The organism is Streptomyces oceani, assembly GCF_001751245.1.
Lineage (GTDB): Bacteria > Actinomycetota > Actinomycetes > Streptomycetales > Streptomycetaceae > Streptomyces > Streptomyces oceani.
In genome coordinates this window covers 88,938-105,474 of the sequence record NZ_LJGU01000095.1, presented here as the reverse complement: position 1 = coordinate 105,474, position 16,537 = coordinate 88,938, and the positions used below count along the sequence as shown (strand labels likewise).

Below are 16,537 nucleotides of genomic sequence, written 5' to 3'. Positions count from 1 at the left end.
CGTTGGCTCCCGCGCTGCGGGCGCTGTCGCCGGCGGCGCGTACGCCGTCCGCGGCCGTGCGGCCGGCGCCGCTCACCTGCTGGCTCGTCGCACGAACGGTCTGCCGGGCGCGCCAGCCGACCGAGGGCTTGCCCTCGGTGTCCACCACCGCCAGCAGCAGTCCGCCCGCCAGTCCGGCGTTCTTGAGGAAGTGCGCCAGCTCCTGCTGCCGAGCGGCCGAGTCCTCCTGCTCCCAGAACGGATGCCCGGCCGCCGTGGTGGGCACCAGGCTGCCGATCAGCAGCGCGGCGGACACCCGGGGGAAGGCGCCCAGAGCCAGGGCGGTACCAGCGACGATCTTCACCGCCGCGTCGATCCGGATCAGGGACTCGGCGTCGGTGGGGGTGCCTTCGGGGAGCTTCTCGGACTGCTTACGGAGGGTGCGGTCCAGCAGCGGCTCGGCTGCCTGGGCGTGCTGCTCGCAGTACCGCAGGGCGTTGATGCCACCGAAGACGAAGGTCGCACCCAGCATCGGGCGGGCGATGCGACGGAGAATCATGACACGCACCTTTCACGTCGCACGGGGAGGGTCGTTACCCGGAACTCTGCCGGGGTACCCAGCAGGGCGCATGTTCACCCCGCGGCGTTCTCCGGGCGCCCGGTCCCGGACGGGGCCCCGCCCGCCCGTACGACAGCGGCGAAGCGGTGCGCGACGGTGCGCCACACCGGGTCCGCGGCCGATTCGTTCCGCTGCGCCGTACGGCTGACCTCGTCCGGCGCGAAGCCGAGCCGGTGGAGGCGCGCCGGGTCCCAGTCCCGGAGTCGTGCCGGGGTGATCTCCGGGTGGAACTGCACGCCCCACGCCGAGGTGCCGACCCGGAACGCCTGGTACGGACAGTCGGTGCTGGACATGAGCCAGTGCGCGCCCGGGGGCAGGGTGGTGATCGCGTCCACGTGGTTCTCGATCGCGGTGACCCGGGGCGGCAGTTCGTGGAAGAGCGGATCGTCCGCCGCCTCGTCCCGCAGGGTCAGCGGGGTGCTGCCGACCTCGGGCGTGCCGTGTTCGGCTCGTACGCTGCCGCCGGCGACCTGGGCGAGGAGCTGACCACCCAGGCAGACGCCGAACACCGGGACCTCCCTCTCCAGCGCCTGGGTCACCAGCTTGCGGGTGGCGGTGAGCCAGGGAGCCCGGTCGGACGCGTCCGGCATGAAGCCGCCGCCGAGGACGACCACGGCCTGGTGCTCCCGGGGATCCAGGGTCTCCGGGGGCGTCTGTCCGGCGTAGCCGTGCACGACGTCCAGTGCCAGTCCGGCCTCGGTGAGGCACTCACCGAACCGTCCCGGGCCGCCGTTGGGTCCGTTCTGCACGACGAGCACGCTGGCATCGGTCATGGCTCCGCCTCCCTCAAGCCGCTGTGTGGTCGGGGGAATCCTATGGGCGCGGTGGTCGGTGGACCGTACGAGGTGGTTGGGATGTGACGTGAGCGGGGACGGGGGCGGCACCCGAGAGGCGGGCGGGGTGGTGGCCGAGGGCACGGAGCAGCCCGCCAGCCGGCCAACTCCCAGGTCAGGGGCAACGTACAGCCTTTCGTGTGCGGGGCGTCGGTGAGTTATCCACAGGCGGCCGGTGCTCGCTTGCCGTTGTTGACACGGCACTGGGAAGCTCAGATCTGTTCGGCGGCGCGGGCGGTTGGCGACGCGGGCAGTTCAGCTTGGCCACTTCGACCGGGGAGAGCACGCATGACCAGCACCGTCATCGGGGAGGTCCTCGTCGACCTGGTGTGGCGCACCGGAGCGTCCACCATCGTGCCGATCCCGGGCGGCAGCCCGGCGAACGTCGCCATCGGCCTGCATCGGTTGGGTCGCCCCACGACGCTCGCGACCTGCTGGGGCGACGATCCACCCGGATCCCTGGTGGCGGAGTATCTCCGCGACACCGGGCTGCCCGTGCGGCGTGCGACTTCCGGATCCGGGCGTACCACCCAGGCCCTGGCCTACGTCGACGGCGACAGCGGGGCGGCGACGTACGACTTCCTGGCCGCCTGGGACCCTCAGCGGTTGTCCATACCGCCCGAGGTGCGGCTGTTGCACACCGGTTCGCTGGCGATCGTCGTACAACCCGGCGCTGAGGAGGTGCTGAACGCATGTCAGGAGGTGCGGGGCCGGGATGGTGGCGCGGTCGCCGTGGACCTCAACGTCCGGCCGGCGGTGCAGCCTGACCGGGCCGCCTACCGGCGTGCGGTGGAGCGGGTGGCGACGACCGCCGATGTCATCAAAGCCAGTGATGAGGATCTCTCCTGGCTGTATCCGGGTGACTCACCTGAGGAGGCGGCGCGGCAGGTGCTCGGCCAGAGCGGCGCGCGGCTGTTCGTGCTCACCCGCGGGGCCTCGGGCGCCACCGGATACCTGGCGGCGGCGGATGCGGAAGAGGGCAGCGTCAGCGAGGTCACGGTGCCCGCGCCGGCCGCAGCGGTGGTGGACACCATCGGTGCCGGTGACTCCTTCCAAGCCGCGCTGCTCGCGGCGCTGTTGACCGATTCCGGCTCGGGGGAGGCGTGTGCCGTGCGGTTGCCGTCGGACGCGACGGGGCTGCGGGATGTCCTGTTGCAGGCCGTCACGGCCGGGGCGCTGGCCTGCGGGCGCGCGGGTGCGCAGCCACCGACGCGGGAGGAGTTGGACGAGGCCTTGCGGGCCACCGCGTCCGAGCCGTACTGACTCGGGCCCTTGTGGTGCCTTGGTCCGTTGCTCGTGCTCCTTGTGAAGTTCAGCGAGCCCTGACTCAGACCTCTCGTCGCTCGCGCCACTCTTGTAGGACGGCGTCGAGGTCGAAGGGCGTGAGCCGGTGTGGGGGGCCTTCGGGGGGACGCCGGATCGCCGCGTCGATCTTTGCGTTGATCTCCGCGACGATCTTCCGCACCATTGCCTCGCTCGGCGCCCGGAGCGCCGCGGCCCGCGCGTCCTGTGCCTCCTTCCGGAGGGCGAGGGAGGGCGGCAGGTGAGACAGGCCCTCCCGCTCCATCTTCGCCTTCACCCACCACATCTCGTCGTACGGCTTGTTCAGTCCGCGCAAGGGCTCACCTGCTCCTGGCAGGTTGTCGAGTTCACCGCGCTCGGTCGCTTCCCGGATCTGTCGGTCGGCCCACGACTCGAAGGTGATGCCTGGTGGTTTGCGTTCGGTCATCGCATCCTCCCTGTCACAGGTCTTTATGATACGGCCGTATCATAAACCTCGAAAAGGACGCAGCGTGCCCCGCACCCCGGCCGTCGGTTCCATCTGGTGTGGACGGCGCGCGGTGCTGGCCATGACGGACACGGAGCTTGCCGCGCAACCGTTTGCCGAGGGACCCAACCGAGGCGGCGCGGCTGCTGGCGCTGGGCCTCGGCCTCGGCCTCGGCACCAGTGTGCTGGTCGGCCAGCGCGGTTCACGATCCACGCCTGCCGTGCTGGACTACCACCTGGATCAGCTGTCCGGCCCGGGGCGGGCCCATGCCGCGATCGTGCGGCCCTCGTCAGGTCGGGGCCGTCAGTCCGACTGGGTTTCCGGGGTCGGGACCCGGCCCGGCTCCGGCTCCGTACGCGCCTTCACGACGTGTTGGATGAACAGGTCGTAGACCAGCACGCCCACCATGCCTCCGATGAGCGGCCCCGCGATGGGGATCCACCAGTAGTTACTGAACCAGTCGAACGTCCCTGGTAGCGCGATCTCGTCCCAGCCCATGATCCACGCCCACAGGCGGGGGCCGAAGTCACGGGCGGGGTTGATGGCGTACCCGGCATTGGGCCCGAAGCAGAGACCGATGGCGAAGACCACCAGGCCGATCAGGTACGGAGCGAGATTGGACAGCGGACCCGTGTTGCTGGTGTCGACGATGGCGCAGACCAACAGCAACAGGATCGCGGTGCCGATGATCTGGTCGAGCAGTGGCCCCCAGGTGGAGCCTCCGAAGTACTCCGCGGGGAAGGTGGCGAAGATCGAGTAGGTGTTCAGCGACTCGTCCCTGGCGAGATTCGCCTTCGCGTCGAACGCGTCGATGGCCCAGCGGTACGACGCGTAGACCAGTGCGGCACCCACGAAGGCGCCGGCCGTCTGCGCCAGCCAGTAGGGCACCACCTTGCGCACGGGGAAGCCCCGGCGGAGGGCGAAGGCGAGCGTCACCGCCGGGTTGATGTGGCCGCCGCTCACCCCTCCGGACACGTAGACCCCGAAGACCACGGCCATCCCCCAGCCCCAGGCGATGATCAGCCAGTTGGCCGGGCCGAAGGCGTCCACCTGTCGACCCGAGCCCGGCAGCCCGACCACCGCGACCGCGACCGAGGCACAGGCCAGCAGGATGAGCACGAAGGTGCCCAGGAATTCCGCGAGCATCTCGCCGCCGAGCCCTGCCCGGTACCCGCGTCGCCGTTCACCGGCCTTGGCCGCCATTCGCCCTCACCTCGCGCAGCTCGACTTTGGGAGTTCACCACAGCGCACATTAGGCACGAGAGGTAGGAAAAACGGATCTCCCACACAGAGGTCCCTCGAACGCCACAGGATCGCCTGATGCGGCCGGGGCCTGCCGAGCTCTTGTGTGAGATATCCGTAATGCTTGGTATGCGCAGTCGTGACCGCGGGCTGCCGGCCGGCTGGGGCGACATCCGTGTGCACTCCGGAACGGGTCGCCGCCGCAGAACATTCGAGGGGAGTAGGACGGTTGCCCATCATGGATCTCCGCGACGCTCTACGCCGTACGGTCCGTGGCCGGGGCGCCCGTCTCCTCACCGACCGCGCTGGTCGTACCGGTCGCACCGCCCCCACCGGTGAAGTCGCCCGCCCCGTCGGCGCCCTGCGCACCGACGACGTCCGAGGAAACGGAATCTCCGCTGGCTCCATGATCGGCTGGCTGATCCTTCTCACCGTGTTGCTGCTGGTCACCGGCTACCTCGGCTCGCGCGAGACCCGACTCATCCCTTTCCTGATCTTCCTACCGGGACTGGTCGCCGGCCGGGGCACGGTGCGCCAGACCGCGTTCGCCGCCGGCTGGGTCCTGCTCGCGGTCAGTGCCTCGATCATCGCCCGACCGCTGGAGTCCCTCAGCGCCAACATCTCCCTCATCGCGTTCACCACGGTGCTCGGCGGGCTCAGCGTGGCCATGGCACGGCAGCGGATCGTCCGACAGCAGGAAATCGCCCGACTACGCTCCGCCACGGCCGCGCTGCAGCGCCAGATCCTCCGCCCACTCCCGCTACTCACCGACCAGCTACTGATCAACGGCTTGTACGAGGCCGTGGAGGAGGACACCAGAGTCGGCGGCGACATCTACGAGGTGGTCTCCTCGCCGTACGGCAGCCGGGTCCTCATCGCTGACGTCCAGGGCAAGGGGCTGCCCGCCATCGGTGCCGCGTTCGCCGTGCTCGGGGCCTTCCGGGAGGCGGCGAGCCGCGAACCGACGCTCACCGCCGTGGTGGACGACCTGGAGGCGGCGGTGTTGCGGCACAACGCGTTCGCCGTGCAGACCGGCGAGCCCGAGCGCTTCGTCACCGCCCTGCTCATCGGGGTCACCGAGGACGAGGAGGCACAGGTGGTCAACTGCGGGCATGTCGAGCCGTATCTGCTGCACATCCCGCAGCCGGGTCCGGTGCTGCGCGAGGAGCCGGACGTGCCGCTCGGCCTCGGCGCCCTGGCGCGGGAGCCGCGCACCGTCGAGTGGTTCGACTTCCCCGGCGGCAGCACGCTGCTGCTGTTCACCGACGGCATCACCGAGGCCCGGTCGCCCTCCGGCGCCTTCTTCCCGCTGGTCGAGCGCCTGCCGCGGTGGAACGCCGTGCCGCCCGCCGAACTGGCCGGTGTCCTGCGCGACGAACTCCACACACACGCCGCCGGGAGCCCGCGTGACGACGTGGCGGTGCTGGTGTTGCGCCGTACGGGCGGCAGCCCGCCGCCGTAGGGTCCCGCGCCGCGGCGGTGGATCCGCCGAAGGCGTCCCGTACCCGGCCTCCTTCGTCGGGGCCCAGCGGAACACGCGCGCCAGCGCACGTACGCACGTACGCACGCACGGACGAGTCCGCCCGCCGTCGGTGTCCGACGGGTGGACTCGTCCGCGACGGTGGCTACGAGACGAAGCCGCGGGTGACGTGGGTGCCCCTCCCGTTCCTCTCCGCCTGGTAGTTGGCCTCCCCGACACAGTCGCTGTACTCGTAGTTGGCCCTGGAGGCACCGCTCAGACCGCCGGCGTCGGTGGACGTGGGCCCGCCGAAGACGACGTCGGAGCGGGGCATCTCAGCACAGCTGGGAATGCCCAGGTAGTACTCGACGAACCCGCCCTGGGAACCCTGGAGGTTGCCGCTCCCCTCCGGCAGGGTGTACGTCCCGAGGTGGGTGGACTCGCCCGAGACGGTGTCCGTCGCCGTGCCGGTCCAGGTGTTGGTGCCGCTGCGCTCGACCGTGACGTCGTACGTGTGGCCGTAGACGGCGTCGAAGTCCACCGCGCAGGTGACGCCCGGGCCGCCGTCGGCCCCTTCGTGGCAGAGTGGGTCGGAGGTGCTCGCCCCCGCGGTGAAGGTGGAGAAGCGGGCCGACAGCCGCTCGCTGCCTCCGCTGTTCTCGCGGGGCTGGAGGCCCGTGTAGCCCATGGCGTTCGCGAAGTTGTACTGCTGCGCGAAGTAGATGCCGTCCTGGTGGGCCGTGGCCTTGTTGACGGTGATCGGGAAGGTGATGTTCGTCAGCCCGGATTCCGGGACGCCGTCGATCGACCAGCCGATCGAGACGTTGCCGCCTCCGACGCTCGCGGCCGCCGTCTGCGGTACGGCGACGAGCAACCCCGCCACCAAGGCGGGTACGGCACAGCGGCGGAGCTTGCTGGGACTACTGGGTCTTCTGGCGCTTCCGAGTCTGCTGAGTCTGCCGAGTAGGGACATGCGCTTCCTCTTCTCTGTCGTGTGCGGCCTGGACAACTGGCGGCCGGTCCCGGGGCGTTCGTCCGCCCCACCCGCCGTGCGCAGGCGGCCGCGGCCGTGTCGACCCGGCCGCGGGAAGATCCCCGGAGGACGCTAAGGACACTGAGGAATCGTCAGGTTCGCGCTATGTCGATCCTGGCCCCGGGCGGAAGGCAGCACCATGGACTCCCGCGGGGGGATACTTGGACCGTTCCTCATCAGTGTCCGGGAGTGGCGTCTGGTGCCACGCGCTGGAACTGCGCGCAATCCCGTCCGGGGCCATCCCTGACCGCTGGTCACTGAGCCGGCCACGGGTTCGGTCACGGGTCAGTCCAGGCCCCGTGCGGTGCGGAAGCGTCCAAGACCACTGGCCAACTCGACGATCGGCTCCGGGTAGTCCAGCTGGGCGCGGTCCCGAGCGGCGAGCTTCCACGGCGAGTGCGCGCTCCTGCCCGACAGCTGCGCCAGCTCCGGCACCCAGCGGCGTACGTACGCGCCGTCCGGATCGAACCGCCGGGCCTGGGTGAGCGGGTTGAGCACCCGGTTGGGGCGGGTGTCGGTGCCCGTACCGGCCGCCCACTGCCAGTTGAGCTGGTTGTTCGCGATGTCACCGTCGACCAGCCAATCGAGGAAGTGTCGTGCGCCGAGCCGCCAGTCGAGATAGAGCGTCTTGGTCAGGAAGCTCGCCACGAGAAGCCGGGCGCGGTTGTGCATCCAGCCCTCGTGCCGCAGCTGGCGCATCGCCGCGTCGATCAGCGGATAGCCGGTACGCCCCTCTCGCCAGGCCGTGGCCTCCCGCTCGTCGTGCCGCCAGCGGTCGCCGTGCCCGCGGTAGTCCCGCCGGGCGGCCTCGGGCCGTGCGGCCAGCACCTGGTGGTGGAAATCCCGCCAGGCCAGTTGGCGTACGAACGCCTCCGCCCCGGCGCCACCCCGCCCCCGGGCCCGCTCCACCAGCTCGGTGGCGGAAAGGGTGCCGAAGTGCAGGTGTGGGGACAGCCGGGACGTCGCGTCGGCGCCCAGGTCATCATGCCGCTCGGCGTAGTCGTCGATGCCCTCACGCAACCACGAGTGGAACCGGCGGCGTCCGTTCCGCTCGCCGCCGAGGGCCAAGCCGGTCGAGACGCCCGGGATCGCCGAGCGGGCGGGTGGTTTCGCGGAGCGGACGCCGTCCGGGACACGTACGACCCGCGGGGCTCGCGCCGTTCGGCGCGGCGTCTCTGCCGCCCAGCGGCGGAAGTAGGGCGTGAACACGGCGAAGTGGTCGCGGCCCTGCGGGGTGACCGCGCCCGGTGGCACTGCCGTGACCACCGCGTCATGGACGCACAGTTCCCGGCCGTCCGCGGCCAGGGCGGCGCGCAGCGACTCCTCCCGCCGATCGGCGTACCAGCTGACCCCGGCCGCGATATGGACACGTGGCGCGTCGACCTCGGCGGCTACCGAACGGACCTGCTCGGTGACATGCCCCTGGCGCAGCACGAGTCGCCCGCCGCGTGCACGCAGCTCGGAGTCGAGGTCGGCGAGACAGTCGGCCAGGAAGGCGCGCCGGTTGGGCACGTCGAAGCCCGCGGCCCTGATGTCGTCGTCCAGGACGAACAGCGGCACCACCCGCTCCGCCTCGTCGCAGGCCGCCCGCAGCACCGGATTGTCGTGCAGACGCAGATCGCTGGTGAAGAGGACGATGGAGTGCTTCACGTGGTGCTCCCGGTATGGTCGATCCACGGCGAGGGCGGGCTCTGGTGGAGTGCTGTCGTGCTGCCGCTGCCCCACAGTGCCGTACTGGCCCGGGATCGAAGGGCCGACACGGCCAGGACGGCGTCAACCCTGGAGCGGGCGGCGGGCCTTGACCTTGTCGTAGCGGCAGGGTTTTCACTTGGCCCCATGCGTATAGGGGAACTGGCCGCTCTCGTCGGGGTGTCCGCCCGTGCCGTACGCCATTACCACCAGATCGGGCTCCTGCCGGAGCCGCGGCGGCACGGCAACGGGTATCGCGACTACGGATGGCGCGACGCGGTCCAACTGGCACGGATTCGCCGGCTCACGGCCTTCGGCCTGAGCCTGGACGAGGTCCGCGAGGCGCTCGCGGAAGGCGCCGGTGGTGACGTCCACGCGGCGCTGACCGGACTGGACGCCGACCTGGCGCGACAGGAGGAGGACATCCGAGCGCGCCGGGCCCGGCTGGCGGTGCTGTTGGAGCAGGCGAGGGCGGGCACCCTGCCGGAGGAGGGGCCGTTGTCGCCCCAGCTGACGGAACTCTTCGCCCGGCTGGAACCAGCGCCCGGGTCCGTCGAGCAGCCTGAGGGAGGCATGGCCGCGCGGGACCGAGAGGCGCTCGCGCTGTTGGACACTGCCGCGCCACCGGACGTACGCGAGCGCATGGCCGAGCTGCTGGGAACCCTGGGGGCCAGTCCGCGGGAGGTCGAGAGGGTGCGTGCGGCGTACGCGCTGCTGGACGGCTTGGTGCGGGTCGCGCCGGACGATCCGGAGGTGGAGGCCGTGGTCGGGGAGCTGGTCGACGGCGTGTCCGACGAGATGCTCGGGAGGATGGCCAGGGCGGGCGCCGGAACGGATTTCGCGGTAACCGACAGCGTCTTCGTCGAGGCGCTTGGCACCAGCCTCGCGCCCGCGCAGGCGGAGGCGTTGCGAAGGGCGATGTGCCGGATCATCGAGCGAGTGGAGCGGCTGTCGTGACGACGGCCGGGTGCGTCGTGAAGAGGTGCCTTCGATTGGCTCTGTGGCTGTTGCTGCCGGCGGAGCTGATACTCGTCGGTTGCCTGTTGGGGGGCGTCCCTGTGTCGTCCGGCATCCTCCTCGTCGTCGAGTCCGTGGTCGTCTGCCTGGTTGTCGCGGAACTCATCCTGCTCAGCCGGGTGTTCCGGCGCGCCAGGAGGAGCGGACTCGATCGTGCGGCGGCGTGCCGCGCGGGGCTCCGCGAGGTGGTGCCCGAGCCGTTGCGCCGACTCATCGGGCACGAGACGCGGGCGATGGTCAGTCTCGCGTTGTGGGTGGCCCGGCGGCGACATGGCGTGCGGGCGGGTGACCACGCGGTGGCGTACGCCGGCGCGCAGGCGTCGACGATGTTCCTGCTGACCTTCGCGGTGCTGGTCGAGACGGTCGTGCTCGCTCTGCTGATTCCCTGGCCGGTGGTGCATCTGGTGGTGCTGGTCCTCGACCTCTACGGCGTGCTGTTCGTCCTGGCGACGCACGCGGCCTGTGTCGTGCGCCCCCACGTCGTCGGCGCGGACGGCGCGCTGCGGGTGCGGTACGGCGCGTTCTTCGATCTGCGGGTGTCGGCGGAACAGGTGGCCCAGGCTCGGATCGAGCGGGGCTACCCGACGAGCGGCCCGATCCAGGTCGACGACGAGGGGGTCCTGACCCTCAGCGTCGGCAACCAGACCTCGCTGGTCGTGGAACTGACCGAGCCGGTCCCGGTCGTACGGCCGCTCGGCCGGCGGGAGACGGTCCGGGTCCTGCGCTTCCACGCCGACGACCCGCGTGCGGCCCTCGTGCAGTTGACGGCGTCAATGCCACGCTGACGTCCACTCGGTGGACCAGGCAGTGGGGCTCGGGCGGAGGTGCCAGGAGAGCGTGTGGCGCGGTGTTCGTGATGAACCCTTCCGAACGCTGTGAAACTGGCGCTATGTCGAACAGTTCGGACAGTTCTACGCGCGGTACGGGCCACGCCTCGGCACGCGTCCTGGACACCTACGGCCGGGGCGTGCGTACGGCGCTCCAGGACAACGCGACGGCGTACGGCTTCTCGATCTCGATCACCGCCGCCTACGGGTTGGCCAGCGGCTCCCGGGGTCCCGCGAGCGCCGCCGAGACGATCGGCTTCGCCCTCGGCGCGGGGACGGCCTTCCTCGTGATCACCCTGCTGTTCCTCAGCAAGCACGAGCGGCTCAGCGAGGGCGAGCAGGTGCTGACGCTCAGCGGCGCCTTCGACTTCCTCTCGGTCGTCGTCGCGGTGGCGGTCGGGTACGGCCTCTCCCGGATCCCCGGTTCCCCCGCCTGGCCGTTGACGGGGCTGGGCACGGTCGTCAGCTACCTGCTGGTGGGTGGCCTGGACGTGGTGCTGGCGCGCGCGCTGTCCCGGCACACCTCTCTGGGGCGCTCGGACAGCCCTTGACGTCCTCTCCCGCCTGTGTGGGGCGGGAGATCGTCTCCCGGGCGTCCGCGGAGGCGGCGCGTATAGCCGGAATGACGTCACGTCATGTTCCGGGAACAGAGTCGGAGATCTTCCGTGGGCTCGGAGCGGGACCTCGGTAGGTTGGGGAGGTGACTGATACGGGTGGATCGCGAATGGTCTCGGGCCGGTACCTCCTGCTGGACCGGGTCGGCAGCGGCGGCATGGGGACGGTGTGGCGCGCGACGGACCAGCTGTTGGGCCGCACGGTCGCGATGAAGGAGATGCGCCTGCAGTCCAGAGGCGAGGAGTTGGCCAAGCAGAAGCAGCGGGCACACCGGGAAGCACGCGCGCTCGCCCGGATATCCCACCCGAACGTCATCAACGTCTACGACCTCGTGGACCATGACGAGGGCGTGTGGCTGATCATGGAACTGGTGGACGGGCCGTCACTGGCCGAACACGTCGCCGCCACCGGGCCGATGACGCCGTCCACGGTCGCCGGGGTCGGCCTTCAGGTCCTGGCCGCGCTGCGGGCGGTGCACGCGGTCGGTACGCTCCACCGGGACGTCAAGCCCGGCAACGTACTGCTTCGCGCGGACGGCTCGCTGGTGCTCTGCGACTTCGGTATCGCGGCCCTGGCCGGCGGCGACTCGGTCACCACGACCCGTGGGGTGCTGGGGTCTCCGGAGTACATCGCACCGGAACGGCTGCACCAGCAGCCGGTGGGGCCGGCCAGTGACCTCTTCTCGTTGGGCAGCACGCTGTGCGCGCTGCTGTCCGGTCGTTCCCCGTTCGCCCGTTCGGAGGCCATCGCCGTACTGCACGCGGTGGCGCACGAGGAACCGGAGGTCCTACCCGAGGCCGTGGCAGGGCCGTTACGTCCGCTGCTGGAGGCGTTGCTGCGGAAAGACCCGGCGGAACGGCCCTCGGTCGCCGAGGCCATGGAGATGGTGCGGGCGGTGACCGCGACAGGGACGGCGCCGCCCCTTCCGGACCCCGCTCCCCACAGCGGGCAGTCAAGCCCGGCCGCCGCCTTCGCGGTCTCCACACCGGGCTCCACCGGGGGAACCACACCGGGTTCCACCAGGGGATCCACCGCGGATACCGGCGCGCCTCGGCGTCGAGTGTCCCGGCGGGCCATGCTGTCGGTCGGACTCCTGGCGGCGGGCAGCGCCGTCACCGGGCTGTGGGTGAACCACTCCATGGACGACGGCGAAACCGGGGCCGAGGACAGGGAACCGTCCGCGGGTCCGGAAGGAAATGGAGACCCCCGCCCCGCGCCCTCGTCGTCCGGGCTCGACGCGGTGATGGCGGTTCCGGGCCCGCCGAGCCCCGAAGGGCCGAGTGAGTACTGGCTCTTCACCGGGGACGACTACTTCCGGTTCCGTGCCGCGTCCGGCAACCACCCGGTGCGCCGGCGGCTCACCAGGCCGTCGCCCATCGGGAAATGGAAGGGCACCTTGGCGCGGTTCCCCGGGTTCCGGGATGGCGTCGACGCGGTGCTGCGGGTCCCGGAGAAGGGCGACGAGTACTGGGTCTTCGCCAAGGAGCGGTACCTCCGGATCAGGGTCGACCCGGCGTACCAGGACACGCTGGTGACCGGGCCGCAACCGATCAGCGACTGGCGCTCGGCGTTCCAGGGGCTGCCGCCGGGCGGCATCGACGCCCTGATGCGAGTGCCGGACGACCCGCATCAGGTCTGGGCGTTCTCCGGTGGTCGGTACGCCCGGGTGCGTCTGGCGGGCGAGGAGCCGGGAGGGTCGAACCCGGGCGCCTCCGGAGTCGAGCTCTGGTCGGGCACCCTCGCGCGTCACCCCGAGTTCCGCACGGGGATCGACGCGGTGCTGCCCGTGCCGGGGGTGCGGAACGACTACTGGGTCTTCGCCGGCAGGCGGTACATGAAGATCCGGGTGACCGATGTCGAGTACGCGGACAGGGTGCTTCTGCCGCCCAGGACGCTCCCCCCGTGGAGCGCCGTCCCGTTGGCGAACTGAGCGGCCCCTGCCGGGGGCTCGCGAGGTCGAGCCGGTCGCGGTGGCTTCCGACATCGCGTACGTCGTCCGTCGTCGTCCCCGCCGCCGTCACCTCGGCCGGCCTCTGGCGTTGCCCGCGCGCGGTACGGCGGACACCGCGCGCAGGTTCCGGATCGCCGGCACGGACAGCAGCGCGACGCTCACGAGGACCGCCATCACACCGCCGAAGAGCAGCACCGTACGGCCGCCGACCAGCTGCGCTGCCGGGCCGGCGAGTGCCTGGCCCACCGGCACCATCGCCAGCGAGCCGGCCACCTCGTAGGCGTGGATACGGTTCAGGATCGGGCCCGGCACCTGGGTCTGGACACTGGTGGCCCACATGACGCCCCAGAAGCCGATGCCCGCGCCGGAGACGGCGGCGCCGGCCATCATCGCGGCCGTGGGCAGGCCCGCCCCGACGGTGAGCGGGAATAGGCAACAGCCCAGCAGCGCCACGGCTCCGGCCCGGAGTTGCCGCACCGGGCGGAAACGCAACGCGCACAGTCCCCCGATAGTGGTGCCCGCGCCGAGTGCCGAGTTCACCAGGCCGTAGACGCCGGCGCCCTGGGAGGGGATGATCTCGGAGGCGGTCAGAGGCACCTGCGGGCCCATCACCGTGATCATGTAGACCATCCAGATCACGATGACGGCCCACATCCACTGGCGCGATCTGAACTCCCGCCACCCCTCCGCGAGATCGGCGAGGTAACTGCCGCGCTCCGCCGGCCGGGCGGCCGGCGCGGGCAGCCGGAGCAGCACCAGACAGAGCGCGCTGAGAGCGTACGTGCCGGCGTGCGCGACGAACACACCGCCGGCCGAGAACAGGCCGACCAACACGCCAGCCAACGCGGGCCCCAGCAGCAGCGCAAGCGACTCCGCCGTGCGCACGAGGCTGTTGGCGCCCTGCACGTCGTTGGCGAGTCGTGGAATGGTGCTGGCCACGCCGGGCTGGAAGAGCCCGCCGGCGATGCCGTTGACGGCACCGATCACGCACACCTGCCAGAGCACCACGTGTCCGCTCAGGAAGAGTCCGGCCATCAGCGCCTGACTGCCGACCCGGACCAGGTCGGCGCCGATCATCAACACGCGGGTGTTGAGCCGGTCGCAGAAGACGCCGCCGAAGACGACGAAACCCGCCAGACACACCGTCAGCGAGGCGAGAGCCGCCCCGATCGCACCGGGGCCGTGCCCCTGCTGGATCAGTCCGGCGGAGAGGGCGATGGGCAGCATGGCGTCACCGAGCTTGGCGACGGCTCGTGCCACGAAGAACAGGAGGAAGTTGCGCGAACGCAGGGTTGTCGGCGGTGCGTCGGCAGCCGGGACGGTCGCTGCGGTTGGGGCGGGAGTCACGTACGCACAGTCTGCCGGGTCCACGCGCCGGGGGCGAGGGGTTCGTGGCTGGGCGTTGTGGTGGTTCCGGAGGCTCCGTGATGCTGACTGATGCGCCAGTCAATATCACAACGGACGACAGCCGACCTCCATATAACGTGCAGAAATAGGGATGGCGGCGATGGCGGCATGGAGGTGGTGTTGCGATTTACTCAACGTTCCCGTAGGCTCTCGCACCATGCGGCAGGAACAGGTCAGTGAGGTCGCCGCCCGAGTGCGGGAGGTGATCTCACGTGTCGGGTGTAGTCAGCGGGAGTTCGCACGGCGGATCGTCATCGACCCGTCGAAGCTGTCCCGCTCGCTCGGCGGCACCCGTCGGTTCACCGCCGCCGAGTTGGCCCGGGTCGCCGACGTCGGCGGAGTCGACGCGGGCTGGCTGCTGGGTTCCCGAGCCGAGGCGGAGGGCGAGAGCGTGGCGCGTCAGACCGTAGCCGAGGGGACCGTGGGAGCGGAGGGGGGAGCGCCCGGCGCGCCGGTCGTCGTCCCCACCACCGGTCGACCGCTGCAGATCGTCCGCGAGACCGTACGCCTGATCGCCGAGCACGGCTTCCACGCCGTGCGCGTCGCGGACATCGCCGCCGCCTGCGGCACCAGCAGCGCGGCGATCCACTACCACTTCCCGGGCCGCGCCGAACTCCTCGAGGCCGCGGTCCGCTGGTGCATGGACCAGGACACCGCGGCACGCGCGGCCCGGATCGCCGACGAGGAGGAAGCGGCCAGCGAACTGCGCCAGCTCATCGCACTGCAGACCCCGCACACCGAGCAACAGCGACGGCAGTGGCGCGTATGGCTCGACCTGTGGGCCGAGGCCGCCCGTTCCACCGCCATCGGCCGGCTGCACGTCGAGTACTACCGGCAGTGGCGTACGACCGTCGGCGACGTGATCCGACGCGGTGTCGCGCAGGGCGCCTTCCGCCCGGACACCGACCCGGAGTTCGCGGCGCTGCGTCTTACGGCGCTCATCGACGGACTCGCCTCCCAAGTCCTCGCCACCGCCCGCGACGGCGCCGAGGGGACGAGCCCCGAGGACATGTACGCCGCGCTGCTCGCGCACGTCGACACCGAGCTCACCGCGGAGACCGAACCTGCCGCGGAGACCGAACCCACCTCCTGAGCAGCGCCTCAGGCACGACCCGCACCGCATCCGACGAGGGACCCATGTCCGCCGGGATGGTCCCCTGATCTGGAGGAGCCCCCTCATGCCCATGAACGACAGCGTCATCATCACCTGTGCCCTGACCGGCGCGGGTGACACCGTCGGGCGTAGCAAGCACGTGCCCGTCACCCCGGAGCAGATCGCCACCTCGGCCGTGGAGGCCGCCAGCGCGGGCGCGGCCGTCGTCCACATCCACGTCCGCGACCCCGAGACCGGCGCTCCCGCGCGGGACCCGAAGCTCTACGCCGAGACCGTCGACCGGATCAAGCAGACCGGCAGCGACGTCGTCATCAACCTCACGGCCGGGATGGGCGGTGACCTCGTCCTGGACGCTGACGAGCCGCTGGAGAAGGGCGCCCTCCCCGGCACCGACCTGGTCGGTGGGCTGGCCCGGCTGCCGCACGTCGAGGACCTGCTGCCGGACATCTGCACCCTGGACTGCGGCTCGCTGAACTTCGGCGACAACCTCTACGTCTCCACGCCGGAGATGCTCCGCAAGGGCGCCGCCCGCATCCAGGAGTTGGGTGTCCGACCCGAGTTGGAGATCTTCGACACCGGGCAGCTGTGGTTCGCCAAGCAGTTGTACGCCGAGGGGCTGCTGTCCAACCCCTCGGTCTTCCAGCTGTGCATGGGTATCCCGTGGGGAGCGCCGGCTGAGCCCGAGGTGCTCCAGTCCATGGTCAACATGCTGCCGGACGGGGCCCAGTGGGCCAGTTTCGCGCTCGGGCGGATGCAGATGCCGTGGGTCGCGCAGTCGATCCTGTTGGGTGGCAACGTACGAGTGGGGCTTGAGGACAACCTCTATCTGAGCAAGGGGGTGAAGGCGACGAACGCACAGCTGACCGAGCGGGCCGTCACCCTCACCGAGACGCTGGGCGCCACCGTCGCCACACCCGCCGAGGCCCGCGAACGGCTCGGCCTCGGCCGCTGACCGCTCATCACCCCGAAGCCCCCGAAGTCCC

General features: G+C 71.0%; 15 protein-coding genes. 8 read left to right on the top strand and 7 right to left on the bottom strand.

Going from position 1 to position 16,537, the window contains the following annotated elements:
* Both AN216_RS02845 and AN216_RS02840 read right to left on the bottom strand, forming a co-directional pair.
* The coding region (locus AN216_RS02845) for a DoxX family protein (protein WP_070194966.1) at nucleotides 1–538 on the bottom strand (538 nt) is incomplete at its 3' end.
* Between the two features lie 74 nt (nucleotides 539–612).
* A complete protein-coding gene (locus tag AN216_RS02840) occupies nucleotides 613–1,371 on the bottom strand; it encodes a type 1 glutamine amidotransferase (RefSeq protein ID WP_070194965.1) in 759 nt (252 codons plus the stop codon).
* Between the two features lie 348 nt (nucleotides 1,372–1,719).
* On the opposite strand from AN216_RS02840, the gene AN216_RS02835 reads away from it, so the two are divergent.
* Nucleotides 1,720–2,694, top strand: a complete 975-nt coding sequence (locus tag AN216_RS02835; RefSeq protein WP_070194964.1) for a PfkB family carbohydrate kinase — start codon at nucleotides 1,720–1,722, stop codon at nucleotides 2,692–2,694.
* Nucleotides 2,695–2,758: 64 nt separating this feature from the next.
* Here the strand turns inward: AN216_RS02835 and AN216_RS02830 are convergent, their stop codons facing one another.
* On the bottom strand, nucleotides 2,759–3,160 hold the full coding sequence (locus AN216_RS02830; protein WP_070194963.1) for a DnaJ family domain-containing protein: 402 nt from the start codon (nucleotides 3,158–3,160) through the stop codon (nucleotides 2,759–2,761).
* Between the two features lie 343 nt (nucleotides 3,161–3,503).
* Nucleotides 3,504–4,346: an MIP/aquaporin family protein gene (locus tag AN216_RS02825; RefSeq protein ID WP_107401873.1), complete on the bottom strand. Its 843-nt coding sequence runs from the start codon at nucleotides 4,344–4,346 to the stop codon at nucleotides 3,504–3,506.
* A gap of 334 nt (nucleotides 4,347–4,680) precedes the next feature.
* Between AN216_RS02825 and AN216_RS02820 the strand changes: the two genes are divergently transcribed.
* Nucleotides 4,681–5,904, top strand: a complete 1,224-nt coding sequence (locus AN216_RS02820; RefSeq protein ID WP_079166180.1) for a PP2C family protein-serine/threonine phosphatase — start codon at nucleotides 4,681–4,683, stop codon at nucleotides 5,902–5,904.
* A gap of 163 nt (nucleotides 5,905–6,067) precedes the next feature.
* On the opposite strand, the gene AN216_RS02815 is transcribed toward AN216_RS02820, so the two are convergent.
* Together AN216_RS02815 and AN216_RS02810 are read right to left on the bottom strand one after the other, a co-directional pair.
* Nucleotides 6,068–6,874, bottom strand: coding sequence for a hypothetical protein (locus AN216_RS02815; protein WP_244502292.1), 807 nt, complete (start codon nucleotides 6,872–6,874; stop codon nucleotides 6,068–6,070).
* Nucleotides 6,875–7,219: 345 nt separating this feature from the next.
* Complete coding sequence (locus AN216_RS02810; RefSeq protein WP_070194960.1) at nucleotides 7,220–8,584, bottom strand: cryptochrome/photolyase family protein; 1,365 nt, start codon at nucleotides 8,582–8,584, stop codon at nucleotides 7,220–7,222.
* Nucleotides 8,585–8,770: 186 nt separating this feature from the next.
* Between AN216_RS02810 and AN216_RS02805 the strand changes: the two genes are divergently transcribed.
* The 4 genes from AN216_RS02805 (at nucleotide 8,771) to AN216_RS02790 (ending at nucleotide 13,012) form a co-directional block, all read left to right on the top strand.
* Nucleotides 8,771–9,580 (top strand): MerR family transcriptional regulator, encoded by an 810-nt coding sequence (locus tag AN216_RS02805; RefSeq protein WP_070194959.1) that lies wholly within the window; start codon nucleotides 8,771–8,773, stop codon nucleotides 9,578–9,580.
* A 35-nt stretch (nucleotides 9,581–9,615) separates the two neighbouring features.
* Complete coding sequence (locus tag AN216_RS02800) at nucleotides 9,616–10,425, top strand: hypothetical protein (protein ID WP_244502291.1); 810 nt, start codon at nucleotides 9,616–9,618, stop codon at nucleotides 10,423–10,425.
* Nucleotides 10,426–10,529: 104 nt separating this feature from the next.
* Nucleotides 10,530–11,018 (top strand): hypothetical protein, encoded by a 489-nt coding sequence (locus tag AN216_RS02795; RefSeq protein ID WP_070194958.1) that lies wholly within the window; start codon nucleotides 10,530–10,532, stop codon nucleotides 11,016–11,018.
* Nucleotides 11,019–11,191: 173 nt separating this feature from the next.
* On the top strand, nucleotides 11,192–13,012 hold the full coding sequence (locus tag AN216_RS02790; RefSeq protein WP_070194957.1) for a protein kinase domain-containing protein: 1,821 nt from the start codon (nucleotides 11,192–11,194) through the stop codon (nucleotides 13,010–13,012).
* Nucleotides 13,013–13,099: 87 nt separating this feature from the next.
* Here the strand turns inward: AN216_RS02790 and AN216_RS02785 are convergent, their stop codons facing one another.
* Entirely contained in the window at nucleotides 13,100–14,323 is a 1,224-nt protein-coding gene (locus AN216_RS02785; protein ID WP_070194980.1) for an MFS transporter, read from the bottom strand.
* Between the two features lie 274 nt (nucleotides 14,324–14,597).
* On the opposite strand from AN216_RS02785, the gene AN216_RS02780 reads away from it, so the two are divergent.
* The gene (locus tag AN216_RS02780) at nucleotides 14,598–15,533 is read left to right on the top strand and encodes a TetR/AcrR family transcriptional regulator (RefSeq protein WP_070194956.1); all 936 of its coding nucleotides are present in this window, start codon (nucleotides 14,598–14,600) and stop codon (nucleotides 15,531–15,533) included.
* Between the two features lie 85 nt (nucleotides 15,534–15,618).
* Nucleotides 15,619–16,506: a beta-keto acid cleavage family enzyme gene (locus tag AN216_RS02775; protein ID WP_170843008.1), complete on the top strand. Its 888-nt coding sequence runs from the start codon at nucleotides 15,619–15,621 to the stop codon at nucleotides 16,504–16,506.
* Nucleotides 16,507–16,537: the final 31 nt, after the last annotated feature.

What these genes read in the sequence shown, in the direction of transcription:
- AN216_RS02840 (WP_070194965.1), bottom strand. Translation starts at nt 1,371, where the DNA reads ATGACCGATGCCAGCGTGCTCGTCGTGCAGAACGGACCCAACGGCGGC.
- AN216_RS02835 (WP_070194964.1), top strand. Translation starts at nt 1,720, where the DNA reads ATGACCAGCACCGTCATCGGGGAGGTCCTCGTCGACCTGGTGTGGCGC.
- AN216_RS02830 (WP_070194963.1), bottom strand. Translation starts at nt 3,160, where the DNA reads ATGACCGAACGCAAACCACCAGGCATCACCTTCGAGTCGTGGGCCGAC.
- AN216_RS02825 (WP_107401873.1), bottom strand. Translation starts at nt 4,346, where the DNA reads ATGCTCGCGGAATTCCTGGGCACCTTCGTGCTCATCCTGCTGGCCTGT.
- AN216_RS02820 (WP_079166180.1), top strand. Translation starts at nt 4,681, where the DNA reads ATGGATCTCCGCGACGCTCTACGCCGTACGGTCCGTGGCCGGGGCGCC.
- AN216_RS02815 (WP_244502292.1), bottom strand. Translation starts at nt 6,874, where the DNA reads ATGTCCCTACTCGGCAGACTCAGCAGACTCGGAAGCGCCAGAAGACCC.
- AN216_RS02805 (WP_070194959.1), top strand. Translation starts at nt 8,771, where the DNA reads ATGCGTATAGGGGAACTGGCCGCTCTCGTCGGGGTGTCCGCCCGTGCC.
- AN216_RS02795 (WP_070194958.1), top strand. Translation starts at nt 10,530, where the DNA reads ATGTCGAACAGTTCGGACAGTTCTACGCGCGGTACGGGCCACGCCTCG.
- AN216_RS02790 (WP_070194957.1), top strand. Translation starts at nt 11,192, where the DNA reads ATGGTCTCGGGCCGGTACCTCCTGCTGGACCGGGTCGGCAGCGGCGGC.
- AN216_RS02780 (WP_070194956.1), top strand. Translation starts at nt 14,598, where the DNA reads ATGCGGCAGGAACAGGTCAGTGAGGTCGCCGCCCGAGTGCGGGAGGTG.
- AN216_RS02775 (WP_170843008.1), top strand. Translation starts at nt 15,619, where the DNA reads ATGCCCATGAACGACAGCGTCATCATCACCTGTGCCCTGACCGGCGCG.